The sequence below is a fragment of the Rhizobium sp. K33 genome (assembly GCF_056501445.1).
On sequence record NZ_CP096478.1, the window covers coordinates 3,617,837 to 3,630,873 of the forward strand.

Sequence of the window (13,037 nt, forward strand, 5' to 3'; positions counted from 1 at the left end):
CCTCTGCGGCTTATGCCGGAAAGGCACGGGCCATAGCACACCAGAGCCTCTTAGGCACCCGCCTCTTCGAAGGAAAGCCGGACTTCCGGCGTTTTTCCACCAGGATGCTGGAGCCGGGTGACGATCCCGCGGCTCTCGCCGCCATCGAGGCTTGCGACCGGCGGCTCGATATAGGTGCTGGCGATCACCTGGCCATCGAGCACGAGGTCGGCCCGCAGCTTGGGCAGCGAAACCTCGCGCTGGGTGCGGTTCTCGACGATGGCGTTGAGCAACAGCACCCGCATGCCGTTGCGATCCTGCGGCGTCAGGTTGACATGAGTGAAGTCGAGCGGCTTGGCCTCGATCTCCGGATGTTCGCCACTGCCGAAGACAACCTGCCCGGCCAGCGAGAAGATCGAGACGAAGGCGATGGCGACAAGAAGCGAGAACGCGACATCCGAAAGCCGCTGAAGGCGGGCCTCGATGGCGTCAACCGCGACGCTGAAGAAGGCGCCGACGTCGAAGGACGCCATCTGCGGAATCGACGCTGTCTGAGCGGCAGCAGGTCGCGAAGACGGCCGCGGCGGTTCCCGTACCGTGACGAACTGCGCATCGACCACGTCGCTGCGCCCCATGCGCTGATTGAGGGGTTCGATCCGTCGGCGGGCACGGTCCGGCGGCAGGAGGTCGAAGTCCGCGGCAGCGGCCTGCTTCTGGTGACGGAAAGCGCTCATGCATGCGGACCTTTCGCACAGCCAAAATCGGATACCCCGAAAGTCGGCGGTTGAAACGAATCCTCACCAGACGTAAATTCAAATGGTTAATGCTTCGGAAAGAGGGCTGAAAAAGCCATGCTCACCGGCGCACATTTACCGGCCGTTGACGATCTTCGTTTACGAGCCCCAGACCTCGGACACGTCAGACTGGGCCCCCTTTGATCCATTTCGAAAATGTCGGCCTGCGCTATGGGATGGGACCGGAGATCCTCCGTGACCTGACCTTCGACCTGCCGAAAGGATCGTTCCAGTTCCTGACCGGCCCATCCGGCGCCGGCAAGACGACGCTTCTGCGCCTGCTTTTCATGTCCCTGCAGCCGACGCGCGGCCTGATCCGCAGCTTTGGCCGGGACATCACCAGCATCCCGCGCAGCGAACTGCCGATGTTGCGCCGTCGCGTGGGCATCGTCTTTCAGGATTTTCGCCTGCTTGATCACCTGACCACCTATGAAAACGTGGCGCTGCCGCTGAGGGTGCGCGGCAAAGCAGAACAGACCTACAGGCAGGATGTCATCGAGCTTCTGAAATGGGTGGGCCTTGGCGAGCGCATCAATGTTCTGCCGCCAGTGCTTTCGGGCGGCGAGAAGCAGCGGGTGGCCATCGCCCGGGCCCTGATCGACCGGCCGGAAATCCTGCTCGCGGACGAGCCGACGGGCAATGTCGATCCGCCGATGGCGCGCAGGCTCTTGAGCCTCTTCCTGGAATTGAACCGTCTCGGCACGGCGGTGGTCATCGCCACCCACGATCTCGCGCTGATGGACCAGGTGGATGCGCGCCGGATGATCCTGACCGACGGGCGGCTCGACATCTATGAATGAGATCCCGCAAAACCCCGCTCAGAAGAAGCGCCGCGTCGAGATGACGGTGCGGCCGACCGGGCCGATCCTGCCGCCCTCCAACATTCAGGGCAATGCGCTGATGGTGGTGATCGCCATCATGGCCTTTCTCGCCTGCCTTACGCTCGGCGCCGTCTCCATGGTGCGCGCCACGGCCGCCGGCTGGCAGAGCCAGATCTCCCGCGAGATCACCATCCAGATCAAGCCCGAGGAAGGGCTGGACATGGGTGCGGCGCTGATCAAGGCGCGCGATCTGGCACTGACCTTTGTCGGCACCCGTGACGGGCAGATCATGGACGACAGCGCCACGGCCCGTCTGCTGGAACCGTGGCTCGGAACGGGTCTGAACCTCGATGACCTGCCGGTGCCTCGCCTGATCGTCATCACCATCGACGAGACCAATCCGCCCGATTTCGAAGCCATGCGGGCGCTGCTGAAGGAGGAAGTGCCGCAGGCCTTCCTCGACGACCACCGCACCTGGGTCGACCGTCTCGTGCAGATGGCCCGCACAACCGTGCTGATCGGCTCGGGCATCCTGATCCTTGTCTTCACCGCCATGGTGCTGACCGTCGTTTTTGCCACCCGTGGTGCCCTGTCCGGCAACCGGCATATCATCGAGGTCCTGCATTTTGTCGGGGCGGAGGGCACCTTCGTCGCGCAGGAATTCCAGAAGCACTTTCTGAAGATCAGTCTAAAGGGGGCGGCCGTGGGCGCTGTGCTCGCAGCAAGCTTCTTTGCGCTGGCGAGTTTCTGGCAGAGCCGGTCGCTGGCAACCCCGGAAAGTGACCAGGCGACCGCTCTCTTCGGCACTTTCACGATCGGCTGGGGCGGCTATCTCGGCATCTTCGCGACCATGATCGTCATCGCCCTTTTGACGACCCTGACCGCGCGTCTGACGGTCATGCGGACCATCTATGAGATCGACCTGATCCGCTCGGATCCGGCCCGGACGGACGGTCTGCTGGACGACTGACCAAAACTCGCATGTTGACTTGCCTTAAAGCCGCCTGTTCGCTGTGGGAAATCCCGGCTATTCACGGGCAATGAGCATGGATCGGATGACCTCAAATCGAGCGTGGCGAAACGGCCGGCCCGGATCGGGCGCTGGCCTTTTCTCGCGAAAAGGCTTGATACGCAGGGCTTTGCGCTATGGCGGCATGCTCGTCATCCTGTGCGCCGCCGTTCTGGTCGCGGGCTTTCTGATCTTTGCTGATTCGGTCACCAGTATGCGTCCGCCCGAGACGGTGAAGGCCGACGCGATCGTCGTGCTGACCGGCGGCTACCAGCGGATCGAGCAGGCGATCGATCTCCTGAGGCGCGGTTATGGTGAGCGATTGCTGATCTCGGGCGTGAACCCGCAGACCACACCAGGCCAGATCCGCAAGGCGACACGCACTTCGCCCGAGATCTTCGAATGTTGCGTCGATATTGGCTATGGCGCGATCGACACGATCGGCAATGCCAATGAGACGGCCATCTGGACCCGCGACAAGGGCTACCGCTCCGTGCTGGTCGTCACCAGCAACTACCATCTCGCCCGAAGCCTGATGGAACTGCGGCGCAGCGACCCGGACACCGACTTCATCGGCTATCCCGTGGTCAATTCTGATCTGAAGACCCGCGCCTGGTACAGCGAGCCGGATGCGATGCGCACCATGCTGGCCGAATACGGCAAGACGGTCATCGCCTATATCCGTGGCGTGACCGGTTGGAGCCGTGACCAGGGCCTGCGCCCCGAGGGGGAAATCACCGAATCTGGTCGGGCATCCTGACGCTCGCTGGAAAGCTTGTGCTTTTGCTGAGGAGACTTTTGCTCTAAGGACGATTTCGCCCGCCCTCGAGAGCCTCACGATATGATTGCGCTGCGTTCCATCCTCTTCAACACCGCCTTCTATGCGAACCTGATCATCCGGATGATCGTGCTTTCGCCGATCTATTTCTTGTTGCCGCGCAAGAAGGCCTTCTTCGTGCCGAAGGATTGGGCCCGGTCCAACCATTGGCTGATGGAGAAGATCGTCGGCACGACCTTCACGGTCGAGGGGCTCGAGAATATTCCGGAAGGTGGCTACATTCTGGCGCCGAAGCACCAGTCCTTCTGGGACACCTACGCACTGCTGCCCTGGCTGGACGATCCGGTCTACATCCTGAAGCGCGAACTCATGTGGATCCCGATCTTCGGCTGGTATGTGGCCAAGCAGCGGATGATCCCGGTCAATCGCGGCGCCAAGGGCAAGGTCATGGCGCAGGTGATCGAGCGCACCAAGCTCGAAATGGCGAACGGCCGCCAGCTGATCATCTATCCCGAAGGCACCCGCCGTCCGCCGGGTGCGACGCCCGAATACAAATATGGCATCGCGCGCCTCTACCGCGACATCAATGTCCCTGTCGTGCCGGTCGCCATGCATCCTGGCCTTTTCTGGCCGCGCCGCAAGTTCCTCCGTTTCCCCGGGCATTTTGTCGTGCGCATCCTGCCGCCGATCGAGCCGGGGCTTGATCCCGACGTCATGCATGCAACGCTGATGCAGCGGCTGGAGGCGGCGAGCGACGAATTGCTGATCAAGACGGCGAAGGAGAACCCGAAGCTGCCGCTGCCGGCAACGGCCGTGAACCGGCTGAAGGAACTCGGAGCGCTCTGAGCGCATTCCCTCAACGATCGATTGTGCGGGTCAGTCTCGCGCGATCTGTGACGCCACGTTTTCAAGCCACTGATCGCGGATGCCGAGTTCGCGCATATGGGCAACGGTGTTGGCGACGTAGACGGGATTGGGTCCCGACCGCCCGACGGCAGCCTTGACGATCCGGGCGGCCTCCTCGACCGTGACGGCGCCCGCATATTGCGGATGGGCCCGGTCGATGACGTAGGTGAGCGCGCGGACATCGCGACCATCGGCAAGCAGGGTGCGGACATGGCGCTCGAGATAGACGCTGGTGACCAGCTCGCGCTCGCGCAGATAGTCGACGGTGGCGGTCCAATCGGATGGTGAGACACGGAAGGCTACACCCTTGCAGGAGCCGCCGCGGTCGAGACCCAGAACGAGGCCGGGACGCTCTTCGGTGCCGCGATGGACATAGGACCGGACGCAGAGTGCACGACGATAGCCACCGAGCCGGGCCAGCACCCGCTCCTCATAGGGAAAGCCGGGATTCCACATCAGCGAGCCGTAGCCAAAGACCCAAAATTCGTCCATATCGCACGCCAATCCAACAATTCGCCTGATCGCAACGAGGAGTAACCCATGGCCATGTCGACCGACTCGCAAAGCCCGGTCAGCCGAAAGGTTGTTCGGCTGGGCGTTTTGATCGTCCTCGTCATCGCTGTCTATAGCGTCGGGTGGTATTTCGCAGCCGAATATCTGAAGAATCGCATCCTGACCTTCTTCGCCGGCGGAAATCCGGCCGGTGTCACCGCCTCATGCGAGAATGCGGACATGGGTGGCTATCCCTTCCGGTTCCGGCTGAACTGCTCGCGCCTCTCCTTCGACGATCACTTCCAGGGTGTGGCCGCGTCCTTCGGCCCCGTGCGGGCGGCAGCCCAGATCTACAATCCGGGCCATGTGGTCTGGGAGCTGGATGGACCGGCCGAGATCCGCTCGGCGCTCGGCTTCAACACGGCGCTCGACTGGACCAACATGCAGTCGAGCTTCAAGATCGGACTGTCCGGGCTGTCGCGCAGTTCGCTGATGATGGAAGGACTCAACGCCACGGTGACCTCCACCGTCTCCAGCCTGCAGCTGCAGGTGACGGCGCCGAGTGCGCAATCGCATGTCCGCCAGAACGAAGGCAATCTGGATTACGCCACACTCGTACGCGACGTCTCGGTTTCCATCGACGGCACGAAGATCGCCCTGCCGCCGGTTTCGGCAAGCCTCGACGCCACCTTCGCCGACAAGGGCGGCCTGCTCGACCCGCGCGTCGCGCAGGAGCAGCGGCTCTACGGCACCAAGGGCGAGATCCGCCGCATGGTGGTCGACCTCGGCGAGGGACGTGTGCTGACGCTCAGCGGACCCTTCGAAGTGGGCGAAGACGGCCTTATCTCCGGGCGCATCAAGGTGGAAGTCGAGCAGATCAAGGCCTGGCGCGACGCCATGAAGACCGCCTATCCGGAACAGTCCGACATGATCGACAACGTCGCGAACGTGCTCAGAGCGCTTGCCTTCGGCCGCGATGACAGCGAGGCCGAGATCACCATCCAGAACGGCGTCGCCGCGCTCGGCTTCATCCCGCTCGGCCAGATCCCGCCGCTCTGACGGAAAGCCCTTACTTGTCGAGCGCGTGGCGTCCGAAGTCCGGCACGTCGACATCCTGGCCGGCTTGGACGATCGAGCGGCGGATGGTGCGGGTGCGTGAGAAGAGCTCGAACAGCTTGTCGCCCTCGCCCCAGCGGATCGCCCGCTGCAGATAGGCGAGATCTTCCGAAAAGCGCGCCAGCATTTCCAGGATCGCGTCCTTGTTGTGCAGGCAAACATCCCGCCACATGGTCGGGTCCGAGGCGGCAAGACGGGTGAAATCACGGAAGCCCGAGGCAGAGTACTTGATGACTTCCGATTCCGTCACCGTCTCCAGGTCATCGGCCGTGCCGACGATGTTGTAGGCGATGATATGCGGCAGGTGCGAGACGATGGCGAGCACCTTGTCGTGGTGCTGCGGATCCATCTCGTCGCACATCGACCCCAGCGCTTCCCAGAAGCCGCGCAACCGCGCGAGCGCATCCGCATCCGTGCCTTCGAGCGGCGTGAAGATGCACCAGCGGCCCTTGAACAGGCCGGAGAAGCCGGCATCCGGACCCGACTTTTCAGTACCCGCCAATGGGTGGCCCGGGATGAAATGAACACCGTTAGGCATGTGCGGCGCCATCTGCGCGATGACGGATGCCTTGGTCGAGCCGACATCGGTGACGATGGCGCCGGGTTTCAAGTGCGGCGCGATCTGCTGGGCCACGGCCTCCGAGGCACCGACAGGCACGGAGACGATCACGAGATCCGCATCCTTGACGGCTTCGGCAGCGGAGGCGACGTAGGAAGTGCCGAGTTCCAGTTCTTCCGCCCGCTTCAGCGTCTCTAGGCTGCGGGTCGAGATGACGACCTCTTTCGCCAGCCCAAGCTTCTTGACGTCGCGGGCGATCGACGAGCCGATGAGGCCGATGCCGATCAGGGCGATGCGGTCGAACAGGATTTCAGACATCACGTGCGTTCCATGAATTCGGTGAGGGCAGCGATCACGCCGACATTGGCCTCTTCGCTGCCGATCGTCATGCGGAGAGCATTGGGAAAACCATAGGACGAGACGGCGCGCAAGACGAAGCCGCGTTCCGTCAAAAAGGTGTCGGCATCCGACGCCCGCTTTCCGTCGCTGTCGGGGAAGTGGATCAGGATGAAATTGGTGACCGACGGCGTGACCTCGAGACCGACGGCCGTCAGCGCTTGCGAAACGCGGGCAAGCCAGAGCTGATTTTGCGCGACGGCTGTCGCGACATGCGCCTGATCGCGCATCGCCGCGGCTCCGGCCAGGAGCGCCGGCGTGTTGATGTTGAACGGCCCACGCACCCGGTTCATCGTGTCGATGATCTCGGCCGGGCCATAGATCCAGCCGATGCGCAGGGCTGCCAGCCCATACACCTTGGCGAAGGTGCGGGTCATCACGACATTGCGGTTAGCGGAGACGAGTTCGATCCCGGCCTCGTAGTCATTGCGGCGAACATATTCGGCATAGGCCGCGTCGAGAACGAGGATGACATGCGCAGGCAGGCTCGCATGCAGCCGCTTGATGTCGGCATAGGGTACATAGGTGCCGGTGGGATTGCCGGGATTGGTCAGGAAGACGATCTTCGTGCGCTCGGTGACGGCAGCGAGAATCGCATCCACATCGACACGCCGGTCGGTCTCCTTCACCGTAACCGGCGTACCGCCGGCCGCAAGGATCTGGATGCGATAGAGCAGGAAGCCATGCTCGGTGATGATGGCCTCGTCACCGGGACCAAGATAGATATTGGCAAGCAGGGAGAGAAGTTCGCCCGAACCATTGCCGCAGAGAATGTTGGCCGAGTTCAGCCCATGCACCTCGGCGATTGCATCCCGGAGCATACGGGCCTGTCCGTCGGGATAAAGCTCGAGCTTTTCGGCCGCCGTCTTGAATGCCGCGATCGCGTTCGGGCTTGCGCCGAGCGGGGTCTCGTTTGACGAGAGCTTGTAGACGCGCGCGACCCCACCCGCATGCTCCTTGCCGGGAACATAGGCGGCGATATCCATCACTCCCGAACGGGGGACTGGCTTTGTCGAGGCATTCATGAGGCGCATTCCCGACCTTCGGGCGGTAGGAGGCCGCCCCTTCTGAGGGGTTTGGGATTACTGCGGAAAGCCGGATTTGTCGAGGCGGCGAGCGCAGCAGCGAGAGCGAAGCGCGCTTTACACCTTTGGCGGCCGGACGCGGGTGGTCGGCACGCCCTGGGGCGCGAGCACCGGAGCAAAGACACGGCGAGACGCGCGCGAGGCGACCGGCAGACCCTGATAGAGCCGCTTCTGGGCCTCAACCACGATGACGCCGGAAAAGGCCGGCCAGAGGATGCGGCCGAGGCGCTCGAAACCGCGCCTCAGCCTCAGGATCGCGCGTATTTTCGACGGCGGGAAGAAGAGCGCTTCCGCAGAGGCGCCCGGGGTGAAATTGGTCTCGCGCAGCAGCGAGGTCAGCTGCCCGCGGGAATAGGGTCGACCGGAGCCGAAAGGCGTATGTTCCATCCGCGCCCAGACGCCGCGACGGTTCGGCACGACGATGACCAGCCGGCCACCGGGAGCGAGCACGCGCCAGATCTCCTTCAGCGTCTCGCGCGGGTTCTCGGCAAATTCCAGCGAATGGACCATCAGCACGCGATCGACGGAACTGTCCGGCAGCGGCAACTCCTCGTCGAATACCAGGGCCGTCGCAGAGGGCTCGCCGAGCGGCCAGTTCACCGCCCCCTGCCCGGCCGGCATGAAGGCCATGGTGCGCTCGGTATCGGCACGGAAGCGGTCAAGGAAAGGGGTGCAATAGCCGAGGCCGACCAGCCGCTCCTGCGGAAGGCGCGCCCAGACCGAGGACAGCGCCATCGCGATCGACTGCTCCGCCACGCGACCCAGCATCGTGTAATAGAACTGCCTTAGATCGACGATATCGACATGCATGAACTTATTGTTAGCAGCCCATCCTTGGAGATCAAGCCGCGAGAGGCTACATTCGAGGCAACGAGGTGGGACATAAAAAAGCGGATCAACAATGAAATCACTGCAGATCGAGGTATTCCTCTGCCGAAGTGACAACTTCGGCGTGCTTCTTCACTGCCCTGAGACGGGGGAAACGGCAACGATCGACGCTCCGGAGTTCGATCCGATCGTCAAGGCGGCGGAGAAGCGGGGCTGGAAGATTACCCATATCTTCACCACCCATCACCACGGTGACCATGTCGAAGCGAACCTGGCGCTGAAGGAAAAATACGGCTGCGAGATCATCGGTCCGCGTGACGAGGCAGCGGCCATTCCGGGCATCGACCGCACCGTGGGAGACGGTGACGAGTTCACCTTCGGCAATCGCCCGGTGCGGGTGATCGAAACGCCCGGCCATACCGCAGGACACATCTGCTACCATCTGCCCGAGGACATGCTGCTCTTTGCCGCCGATACCCTGTTTGCGCTGGGCTGCGGGCGGCTCTTCGAGCGCTCGGCCATGGACATGTGGCATTCGCTGCAGAAGCTTGCCTCCCTGCCCGATGAGACGATCGTTTATTTCGGTCATGAATACACGCTTTCCAATGCCCGGTTTGCGCTGACCGTCGACCCGGAAAACGCCCGCCTGCGCTCCCGTGCCGAACTGATCGAGATGCAGCGCAAGCGCGGCGACTTCACCATTCCAACCACGATCGGTCTGGAGAAGGAGACCAACCCCTTCCTGCGCGCCGGCGATCCGGACATCCGCCGCACGCTCGGCATGGAAGGCGCGACCAATGATGAGGTCTTCGCCGAAATCCGCAAGCGCAAGGACGCCTTTTGATGCAGGCAGCCGACATCATCGAGACCCTCGGCATGCAGCGTCATCCCGAGGGTGGCTGGTACGTGGAAACCTACCGGGACGAAAACGGCGGTCCGCGCGGTCATTCCACCGCGATCTACTACCTGTTGCAGAAGGGCGAGCGGTCCCACTGGCACAAGGTGAAGGATGCGGCAGAAGCCTGGCATTACTACGCCGGTGCGCCGCTTGCCCTGCATCGCTCCAAGGACGGCGTATCGCACGAGACGGTGACGCTTGGTCTCGATCTTGCGGCCGGCCAGCGCCCACAGGCGATCATTGATGCGGATGAATGGCAATCGGCAGAAAGCCTCGGTGATTTCACCCTGGTCGGCTGCACGGTGGCGCCGGGTTTCGACTTCTCCGCCTTCGAGATGGCGCCGCCCGGCTGGGCACCCGGCCGTTGATCCGAAGGTTCAGGTTTCCGACAGCGTCAGCGTTAGGATGACCTGCGCCGCATAATAGGTGACCCAGACGACATAGGCGGCAGCGCTGTCGATCGGGTGATCCGGCCCGGTCCAGTATTTCCGGATGGTCAAGACGATATCGGAAAAGATGAACAGCGTTGCGCCAATGAAAACCAGCGGATCAGCAAGGCCGAGTGTCAGCCAGACGAGCACCATGAAGAGCAGGACGTAGACGCCGATCGGCAGTACCATGCGGCCCGCGGGCCTCCAGATGCGCATCAGCACGCCGAAGGTGAGAAGCGCCACCAGCGCTCCGGCAACGAGCCTCCAGGCATCCGCCATGGCAATGGCAGGATCGGCGATGGTGGCAAGCAGCGCCACATAGGCAATATGCGCGGAGAGGAAGAAGCCCACCCCACCGATGAAGGCACGATCGCCCTCGAAGGCGAGCGACCAGTCACCCAGCGCTCCGAGCGCAAGGGCAGCGACGAGAAATGGATGCGCCTCGACGAGATAGGCATAGAGCGAAAGAAGCAGTACGGGCGCCGTCTTCCAGACGGCCCGGAACACGGTCTTGTCCTTCGGCAGGATCCAGAGATAGCTGGTACCGAGCGCGACCGAGAGCCAGAGGATGCCGGTCGCACTTGCCATTCAGTTCTCCGTCAGTTCGGCCGTTCCTTGTTCCGAAAAACCATATCGCGAGCCGCGAGCACCGCGCCACCGGTGATGAGCAGGCATGACAGGCCAATTCTGACACTAAGTTCGCCAAACCCAAAAATGATCAGGATCAGCGTCGACAGGAGCGGCGCGGCATAGCTTGAGGCGCCGAGGATCTGGATGTCGCCATTCTTCACGCCGTAGTCCCAGACGTAGAAGGCAAGTCCCACCGGAAGAAGGCCGAGGCCAACGACGGCAGCCCATTGGGACGCCGTATCGGGCCAGACGGTGGTTTCGAGTGCGAGATGGCAGAAGAGCGAGAGGATCGACGTCGCAAGGCAGAAGCCGGTGACCACATCGGTCGACACCTTCTCGAACTTGCGGCTGATGAGTGAATATCCAGCCCAGGTGAAGGCGCAGAGGAAGGCCGTGAAATAGCCGAGGCTATAGGCAGGATCGAAGGCAAAACCGTTCTTGCCGATGATCAGAACGGTACCGGCGAGGCCGGCAAGCGCGCCGACGATGTGGTGCCAGCCGAGCTTCTCGCCCGGCAGAAGCGCCGATCCGACGACGATGAACAGCGGCCAGAGATAGGCGATCAGGCCCGCCTCGACGGCTGGCGCATTTCGGAGCGCCGTGAAGTAGAGGAAGTGATAGCCGAAGAGGCCGCCGACACCGGCAAGCCAGACCTTGGGCGGCTGGCGCAATTCCTTCAGGCGCGCCGGCCGCGCGATGAACAGGAGAATGCCGGGCAGGCTGCCGATGGCGAAGGTGATCGCCGAAAGCTGGAAGGGCGGCATGGTGCCCGAAGCCGCCGTCATAAGGGCGAGAAAGGACCACATCAGGATCGCGGTGAACCCGATGAGCGTTGCCTTGGTCTTCATGAAATCCCCTGATGCGGGGCCCGCCCGCTGAAATTAGCCGTCGAACTTTTCTGCGGTCACATGCACCGTCCCGTAACGGGTCGGGATCTTCGCATAGACCGGAGCATATAGCTTCAGCGTCGCGGTCTTGGCAAACCAGATCTCCATGCCGGTCACCGACTTCAGATATTCGATGTCCTTGCGGCCCTTGCGATAGCCGGACTTCGGCACGTAGCGGACGGAGCAGACGATCGCATCCCCCTTGGCCTTGCCCGCCGAGAAGCGCTCGGAACGGTTCGGGGAGAGCACGAGATCCATCCGGCTCTCACCGTCATAGACGGGCAGCGTCTGCTGGCAGACGTCGGCATCTCCGGGAATGAGCAAGGCGCCGATGGGATCGAAGACGGCACGCAGATCGGCAGCCGGCACCGGCACCCAGGACTTCGGCTTCGGCCGTTCCGGTGTCACGCGGGTCTCGACGACATTCCCTTCGGAGAACAGCACCTCGTAGACATGTTTGCGCTTGCCGCTCTTGTAGCCAAGCACGTAGCGCTCGGGCCGCATGACGCCGCCTGTCATCCGGCCGGAGACGCTGCTGTCGGCGGAGACCTCGCGGACGATGTCGATGAGGCTCGAGGAGTGAAACCGCCCGGAGATGGTGTAGCGGCCACCCGAGACTTCCGTCTCGAAGGTCATGCGGGCAATCGGCAACACGCCGAGCGACACGCTGTAGGACGTGTCGTAGCGATAATCGGCGGCCTGGCCGACACCGGCGATCAGGACGAGAAAGGCGGTAACCAGACCGGTCGGACGCAAGGACCATCTCCATCAGGGGAATGCCGGCGATCCGGCTTCGATAGCATGCATAGTCGCGGTGGACTGTGGCAAGAAAATATCCTAGAGCGCCTTGAGCCCGGAAAATCCAAGGTTTGGCTTGACGCGCCGGTTCTCACTGACTATAGAACCGCAACTTTCCAATCAGACGCTGTTGGATTGCCTCGCCGGCATTTGGCCGGAAGCGATGCGATGGCCTAGAAAAACAATAGGTGTACCATGTCCCGCAGTTGCGAATTGACCGGCAAGGGCGTCCAGTCGGGCAACAACGTGAGCCACGCGAACAACAAGACCAAGCGCCGGTTCCTGCCGAACCTGTGCGACGTTACGCTGATCTCGGACGCTCTGAACCAGCGCTTCCGCCTGCGCGTTTCGGCTGCTGCCTTGCGCACGGTCGAGCATCGCGGTGGTCTCGATGCCTTCCTTCTCAAGGCTTCTGAAAACGACCTGAGCATGCGCGCTCGTCTGCTGCGTCGCCAGATCGTCAAGAAGACCGCTGAAGCCGCTTAATAGCGTCATTCGGCCAGACTTTCGAAAGGCTTGACCGGATCCCCGGCCAAGCCTTTTCGTTTGAGGTGAGCACGCAGGATCAGCCTGCGGCGCCTTCGATTACATTGTTGTTCCTCCAACTGGTGGCATCACCCAGGATAAAAA

General features: G+C 62.6%; 16 protein-coding genes. 8 read left to right on the forward strand and 8 right to left on the reverse strand.

The window, feature by feature from the left end:
* Positions 1-50: 50 nt before the first annotated feature.
* Positions 51-713 carry a hypothetical protein gene (locus M1E12_RS17455; protein WP_479562737.1) on the reverse strand — a complete coding sequence of 221 codons (663 nt, stop codon included), beginning with the start codon at positions 711-713 and terminating at the stop codon, positions 51-53.
* Between the two features lie 200 nt (positions 714-913).
* Here M1E12_RS17455 and ftsE point away from each other — a divergent pair, with 200 nt between their 5' ends.
* The 4 genes from ftsE (at position 914) to M1E12_RS17475 (ending at position 4,227) form a co-directional block, all read left to right on the forward strand.
* Entirely contained in the window at positions 914-1,573 is a 660-nt protein-coding gene (ftsE, locus tag M1E12_RS17460) for a cell division ATP-binding protein FtsE (RefSeq protein WP_102020914.1), read from the forward strand.
* On the forward strand, positions 1,566-2,564 hold the full coding sequence (locus M1E12_RS17465) for a cell division protein FtsX (protein ID WP_136539595.1): 999 nt from the start codon (positions 1,566-1,568) through the stop codon (positions 2,562-2,564). The genes ftsE and M1E12_RS17465 overlap by 8 nt, the downstream gene beginning before the upstream one ends.
* 76 nt (positions 2,565-2,640) lie before the next feature.
* Positions 2,641-3,363, forward strand: coding sequence for a YdcF family protein (locus M1E12_RS17470; protein WP_374725522.1), 723 nt, complete (start codon positions 2,641-2,643; stop codon positions 3,361-3,363).
* A gap of 81 nt (positions 3,364-3,444) precedes the next feature.
* On the forward strand, positions 3,445-4,227 hold the full coding sequence (locus M1E12_RS17475) for a lysophospholipid acyltransferase family protein (protein WP_310242928.1): 783 nt from the start codon (positions 3,445-3,447) through the stop codon (positions 4,225-4,227).
* 30 nt (positions 4,228-4,257) lie between these two features.
* Here M1E12_RS17475 and M1E12_RS17480 read toward each other — a convergent pair whose 3' ends face one another.
* On the reverse strand, positions 4,258-4,779 hold the full coding sequence (locus M1E12_RS17480; protein WP_136539591.1) for a gamma-glutamylcyclotransferase: 522 nt from the start codon (positions 4,777-4,779) through the stop codon (positions 4,258-4,260).
* 48 nt (positions 4,780-4,827) lie between these two features.
* On the opposite strand from M1E12_RS17480, the gene M1E12_RS17485 reads away from it, so the two are divergent.
* Entirely contained in the window at positions 4,828-5,838 is a 1,011-nt protein-coding gene (locus M1E12_RS17485; protein ID WP_479562738.1) for a DUF2125 domain-containing protein, read from the forward strand.
* Positions 5,839-5,848: 10 nt separating this feature from the next.
* Here the strand turns inward: M1E12_RS17485 and M1E12_RS17490 are convergent, their stop codons facing one another.
* The 3 genes from M1E12_RS17490 to M1E12_RS17500 form a co-directional block, all read right to left on the reverse strand.
* On the reverse strand, positions 5,849-6,790 hold the full coding sequence (locus M1E12_RS17490) for a prephenate/arogenate dehydrogenase family protein (protein WP_479564909.1): 942 nt from the start codon (positions 6,788-6,790) through the stop codon (positions 5,849-5,851).
* Entirely contained in the window at positions 6,772-7,875 is a 1,104-nt protein-coding gene (hisC, locus tag M1E12_RS17495; RefSeq protein ID WP_479562739.1) for a histidinol-phosphate transaminase, read from the reverse strand. The genes M1E12_RS17490 and hisC overlap by 19 nt, the downstream gene beginning before the upstream one ends.
* A 117-nt stretch (positions 7,876-7,992) precedes the next feature.
* A complete protein-coding gene (locus M1E12_RS17500) occupies positions 7,993-8,745 on the reverse strand; it encodes a class I SAM-dependent methyltransferase (RefSeq protein ID WP_113461445.1) in 753 nt (250 codons plus the stop codon).
* Between the two features lie 91 nt (positions 8,746-8,836).
* Here M1E12_RS17500 and gloB point away from each other — a divergent pair, with 91 nt between their 5' ends.
* Positions 8,837-9,607, forward strand: a complete 771-nt coding sequence (gene gloB / locus M1E12_RS17505; protein ID WP_113461446.1) for a hydroxyacylglutathione hydrolase — start codon at positions 8,837-8,839, stop codon at positions 9,605-9,607.
* On the forward strand, positions 9,607-10,029 hold the full coding sequence (locus M1E12_RS17510) for a cupin domain-containing protein (protein WP_479562740.1): 423 nt from the start codon (positions 9,607-9,609) through the stop codon (positions 10,027-10,029). Before gloB ends, M1E12_RS17510 begins: the two co-directional genes overlap by 1 nt.
* Before the next feature lie 9 nt (positions 10,030-10,038).
* On the opposite strand, the gene M1E12_RS17515 is transcribed toward M1E12_RS17510, so the two are convergent.
* From M1E12_RS17515 to M1E12_RS17525, 3 genes are read right to left on the reverse strand one after another with little or no spacing between them, the layout of a single operon-like run.
* On the reverse strand, positions 10,039-10,680 hold the full coding sequence (locus M1E12_RS17515; RefSeq protein WP_479562741.1) for a lysoplasmalogenase family protein: 642 nt from the start codon (positions 10,678-10,680) through the stop codon (positions 10,039-10,041).
* Positions 10,681-10,691: 11 nt separating this feature from the next.
* On the reverse strand, positions 10,692-11,570 hold the full coding sequence (yddG, locus tag M1E12_RS17520) for an aromatic amino acid exporter YddG (RefSeq protein ID WP_479562742.1): 879 nt from the start codon (positions 11,568-11,570) through the stop codon (positions 10,692-10,694).
* Positions 11,571-11,603: 33 nt separating this feature from the next.
* Entirely contained in the window at positions 11,604-12,365 is a 762-nt protein-coding gene (locus M1E12_RS17525; protein ID WP_113461450.1) for a DUF3108 domain-containing protein, read from the reverse strand.
* A 237-nt stretch (positions 12,366-12,602) separates the two neighbouring features.
* On the opposite strand from M1E12_RS17525, the gene rpmB reads away from it, so the two are divergent.
* The gene (gene rpmB / locus M1E12_RS17530; protein WP_113461451.1) at positions 12,603-12,893 is read left to right on the forward strand and encodes a 50S ribosomal protein L28; all 291 of its coding nucleotides are present in this window, start codon (positions 12,603-12,605) and stop codon (positions 12,891-12,893) included.
* Positions 12,894-13,037: the final 144 nt, after the last annotated feature.